Source organism: Arthrobacter sp. KBS0703 (genome assembly GCF_002008315.2).
Taxonomy (GTDB): domain Bacteria; phylum Actinomycetota; class Actinomycetes; order Actinomycetales; family Micrococcaceae; genus Arthrobacter.
Genome location: NZ_MVDG02000010.1, coordinates 1 through 3,754, shown reverse-complemented (window position 1 = coordinate 3,754; position 3,754 = coordinate 1). Strand labels below are relative to the sequence as shown.

The 3,754-nt window shown below is 69.1% G+C and carries 6 protein-coding genes; 5 read left to right on the top strand and 1 reads right to left on the bottom strand.

Features of this window, described 5'->3' with window-relative positions; genetic code table 11:
• On the top strand, positions 1 to 962 hold a 962-nt coding region (locus B1A87_RS22345; protein ID WP_144275949.1), incomplete at its 5' end, for a UDP-N-acetylmuramate dehydrogenase.
• A gap of 60 nt (positions 963 to 1,022) precedes the next feature.
• Here B1A87_RS22345 and B1A87_RS24450 read toward each other — a convergent pair.
• The gene (locus B1A87_RS24450) at positions 1,023 to 1,154 is read right to left on the bottom strand and encodes a hypothetical protein (RefSeq protein WP_260681132.1); all 132 of its coding nucleotides are present in this window, start codon (positions 1,152 to 1,154) and stop codon (positions 1,023 to 1,025) included.
• Between the two features lies 1 nt (position 1,155).
• On the opposite strand from B1A87_RS24450, the gene B1A87_RS22340 reads away from it, so the two are divergent.
• The 4 genes from B1A87_RS22340 to B1A87_RS22325 are packed head-to-tail and all read left to right on the top strand — an operon-like array spanning position 1,156 to position 3,609.
• Entirely contained in the window at positions 1,156 to 1,380 is a 225-nt protein-coding gene (locus B1A87_RS22340; protein ID WP_078027281.1) for a DUF3188 domain-containing protein, read from the top strand.
• A 44-nt stretch (positions 1,381 to 1,424) separates the two neighbouring features.
• Positions 1,425 to 1,886: a MaoC family dehydratase N-terminal domain-containing protein gene (locus B1A87_RS22335; RefSeq protein WP_078027338.1), complete on the top strand. Its 462-nt coding sequence runs from the start codon at positions 1,425 to 1,427 to the stop codon at positions 1,884 to 1,886.
• Positions 1,887 to 1,888: 2 nt separating this feature from the next.
• Complete coding sequence (locus tag B1A87_RS22330; RefSeq protein WP_078027280.1) at positions 1,889 to 2,326, top strand: MaoC family dehydratase; 438 nt, start codon at positions 1,889 to 1,891, stop codon at positions 2,324 to 2,326.
• 14 nt (positions 2,327 to 2,340) lie between these two features.
• Positions 2,341 to 3,609, top strand: a complete 1,269-nt coding sequence (locus B1A87_RS22325; RefSeq protein WP_078027279.1) for a sugar MFS transporter — start codon at positions 2,341 to 2,343, stop codon at positions 3,607 to 3,609.
• Positions 3,610 to 3,754: the final 145 nt, after the last annotated feature.

Genomic DNA, 3,754 nt, shown 5'->3' with positions numbered 1-3,754 from the left:
CGGCAGACGCGGCGGGGGAACCGGTGCTGATTATTGGCGGCGGTTCCAACCTGCTGATTTCCGACGACGGGTTCCCCGGGACGGTGGTCAGGATCGCCTCCGAGGGGTTCAAGGTTAACGCCGAGGACTCCTGCGGCGGTGTGGCGGTGGTGGTCCAGGCAGGCCACAACTGGGATGCCCTGGTGCAGCACGCGGTGCTGCACGCGTGGTCCGGGATCGAAGCGCTGTCCGGCATTCCCGGCGCCACCGGCGCAACGCCGGTGCAGAACGTGGGCGCGTACGGCGCGGACGTTGCGCAGACCATCGCGGCGGTCCGCACCTGGGACCGGGAACGCAACGCAGTGAAGACCTTCACCAGCTCGGAGCTCAAGTTCGGCTACCGGGACTCCATCCTTAAGCAGACCACCGTCAACGGTTCCCCGCGCTATGTGGTGCTCACTGTCGAGTTCCAGCTGCCGCTGGGCCGGATGAGCGCGCCCATCCGGTACGCCGAACTGGCCAGGGTCCTCGGCGTCGAGCAGGGCCAGCGGGCCTACGCCAACGACGTCCGGCGCGAGGTCCTCCGGCTGCGCGCATCGAAGGGCATGGTGCTGGATCCCGCCGACCGCGATACCTACTCCACCGGCTCGTTCTTCACCAACCCCATCGTCCCCGCCGGTGTAGCAGCCGGCCTCCCGGAGAGCGCGCCGCAGTATCCGGCCGGTTCCGACGGCCTCGTGAAGCTCTCTGCCGCCTGGCTGATCGACCAGGCCGGGTTCGGCAAGGGCTTCGGCCTGGAGGCCGGCAGCGTCTCCGGCGGCAGGGCCTCGCTTTCCACCAAGCACACCCTGGCCATCACTAACCGGGGTTCCGCCAGCGCCGCGGACATGCTGGCGATCGCGCGCGAGGTGCGCGCCGGCGTCGTCGGGCGTTTTGGCATTGAACTCCACCCGGAGCCGCTGCTGATCGGCGTGGCGCTCTAGCCAGGGTAGACCTCCACGCGGAACCCGCGTCACGGCCGACGGCCGTCCTGCATCTGTCTCTTATACACATCTAGATGTGTATAAGAGACAGACCTGGGGCTGCTGAAGGCGCGTCTGATCGAGCCGGGCGAGTTCAGCTCCGAGGTGCCCGCCGTGCAGGAGGCCCTGTTCTGAAGCCGGGTAAACTGGCACGGTGCTGAACGAATTCTGGGCCTCGGCGCCCGCCTCATACAAAGTCCTGGTTTTCAGCGCGATGGGCCTGATCGCCGCAGGCATCATCCTCAACATTGCGGGGAATGCCGCGCACAACCAGGGGCTCATGGTGGCGTCGCTGCCCGTGATCGGCCTCGGGCTCGTGCTGCACATGGCCGGAATGGTGATCCGGGGCCAGCAGGTCCGCAAGAACCTCCGGAAGTAGCCGCGTACTGGGTGGTCCGCGGCGACCCCGATAGGCTTGAGGCCATGACTATCAATCCGGATCTGCAGGGCCGAAGCTACCCTGCCGCAGAGGTGTACGACGTCGGCCGCGAGAAAATCCGCGAGTTTGCCCGCGCGGTCAAGGCCACCCACCCCGCCCACTTTGACGTCGACGCCGCGAAGGGCCTGGGCCACCGCGACCTCGTTGCACCGCCCACGTTCGCGATCATCATCGCCCAGCGAGCCGACGCGCAGCTGATCGAGGACCCGGAGGCCGGCATCGACTTCTCCCGTGTGGTCCACGCAGACCAGCGCTTCACCCACCACCGCCCCATCTTCGCCGGCGACCGCCTCGTGGCCGAGCTGCACGTCGACGGCGTCCGTGCCATGGGCGGCGGCGCCATGATCACCACCCGCGCCGAGATCTTTGCGCTCACGGACGGCGACGGGCGCGAGCCCGTGTCCACCACCAAGTCATCCATCCTGGTCCGCGGAGAGGGACAGTAGCCATGAGCCCAACATTCGAAGAACTCAGCGTCGGCCAGGACATCGGCGCCCGCAGCATCGACGTCACCCGGCAGGACCTGGTCAAGTACGCCGGCGCGTCCGGCGACTTCAACCCCATCCACTGGAACGAAGCCTTCGCCACCGGCGTGGAGCTCCCGGGCGTCATCGCGCACGGCATGTTCACCATGGGAGCGGCCGTGCAGCTCGTCTCCGACTGGGCAGGCGACCCCGCCGCCGTCGTCGATTACCAGACCCGCTTCACCAAGCCGGTACTGGTGGCCGACACGACCGGAACCGGCGCCGCCGGCGCCCTCATCGAAGTGACCGGCGCCATCGGGGCGCTCGACGCCGAGGCACGCACCGCGCGCGTGGACCTCGCCGTGGTCTTTGACGGGCAGAAAGTCCTCGTGAAGGCCCAGGCCCTCGTCAAGGTGTCCTGAAACGTGATCCGCTCTTGAGCTCAACCGCAGTCCGGGCGCGGGAGGTCACCCTCTGGCGCAACGCGGTGGTGGTGGCGTACGGCGCCAGCGGCATCGCCTTCGCCTCCTGGGTGTCCCGCCTGCCCGCGATCCGCGACGGACTGAACCTCACGCCCGGGACCATCGGGCTGCTCCTGCTGTGCATGACGGCCGGCTCGTTTCTCTCGGTGTCCGCCTCCGGGCTGATCGTGCTGCGGCTCGGCTCCAAGCGGACCATCCGCACCGGCAGCGTCATGGTGGGCATCGGACTGGTCCTGGCGGGATTTGGCACGTCTGTGCTGGCCAGCCCGTTCACGGTTGCCGCCGGGCTGGCGGTGATCGGTCTGGGCACGGCGAGCTGGAACACTGCTTCCAATGTGGAGGGGGCCGCCGTGGAGCGGGCCGTGGGCCGGCACATCATGCCGCGCCTCCACGGCGCGTTCAGCCTGGGCACCGTGGCAGGTGCCGGGCTGGGGGCCTGGGCGGCCGGTTCCGGCATGCCGGTGTTCTGGCACCTCGCGGCCGCCGGCGTCGTCGTGGCCGTTTCGGTGACGACGGCGGCCGGCTGGTTCCGCGCCGACGCCACGCCCGTGGTGTACGGCTCCACGTACCGGCCCGACAACTTCGAGGACCCCTCCACCGGCCCGCTGCCCATCATCCGGGCCGGGTCGGAGGCCGAGGAGCCTCCGCTGGACAACAAGCGCAAGATCGCACAGGCCTGGCGGGACAAGCGGACGCTGCTGCTCGGCGTCATGGTCCTGGGACTTGCCCTCGCGGAGGGGGCGGCGGGGGACTGGGTGGCGCTGGCACTCGCCGACGGCCACCACCAGTCGGACGCCGCCGGTGCCGCCGGTTACGGGATCTTCGTCACGTTCATGACCATCGGCCGGTTTGCCGGCACCGTGGCGTTGGACCGGTTCGGCCGGGTTCCCGTGATGCGCTGGTGCTCCTCGCTGGCCGTGGCGGGGCTGGCGTTGTTCGTTTTCGCGCCCGTTCCCTGGCTCGCGTACGCCGCACTCGCCGTCTGGGGGCTCGGGGCATCGCTGGGATTCCCGGTCGGCATGTCCGCAGCCGCCGACGACCCCACGAAAGCGGCGGCGCGCGTCTCCGTGGTGTCCACCATCGGGTACGGCGCGTTCCTTTGCGGCCCGCCGCTGCTGGGGCTGCTGGCCGAGCATGTCGGGATCCTGCATTCCCTGCTGGCCGTCATGGCCGTGCTGGTCGTGAGCTTCCTGCTGTCTCCGGTGGCGCGGAAGATTTCCTAGTGTTCCCTTGGGTTCCGTAACTTCCCATAAGCTGGACTGGTGACTCCCACCATGCTTTCCGACCTGACCACGGCTGCCGTCGGCGGCCCCGCCGGCAACTACATCGAGGCCCGCACGGAAGCGGAGATCATCGAGGCCGTGCGGA